Source organism: Pseudomonas fluorescens (assembly GCF_000967965.1).
GTDB lineage: Bacteria > Pseudomonadota > Gammaproteobacteria > Pseudomonadales > Pseudomonadaceae > Aquipseudomonas > Aquipseudomonas grandcourensis.
In genome coordinates this window covers 1-376 of the sequence record NZ_LACC01000080.1, presented here as the reverse complement: position 1 = coordinate 376, position 376 = coordinate 1, and the positions used below count along the sequence as shown (strand labels likewise).

Here is a 376-nt window from a genome sequence, read left to right as displayed (position 1 = left end):
TGACCCTGGGCAAGGACCAGTTCACCACCACTGTCACCGATGAGCCATCGGGCCAGGGTGACAAGGTCACGGTGAGCATCGCCAGCAACGGCGATGTGCAGGAAAACGTCGCCCCGACCTTCACCGTCAAGGTCGACCAGAAGCTCGATCACGACCTCAAGGTCACCCTGAGCAATGGCGACACCGTCACCATTGAAGCGGGCAAGTTGTCGGCCATCTACACCGCGCCAGTGCAGGGCGAAGACGTCTACAACGACCCAAGCAACCTGAGCCTGACCGTCGATTCGGCCAGCGTCACCGGCAAGACCTTCGAAAACCTGGTGATCGACGGCACGGCGGCTAACGTGGCCATCACTGACACCGTCAGCGAAGTCAT

At 60.6% G+C, this 376-nt stretch carries 1 protein-coding gene; it reads left to right on the top strand.

Annotation, left to right across the window (positions count from 1 at the left end; all coding sequences use genetic code 11):
- Nucleotides 1-376: immunoglobulin-like domain-containing protein (locus VC35_RS28270; RefSeq protein ID WP_046044037.1), on the top strand; the 376-nt coding region annotated here is incomplete at both ends.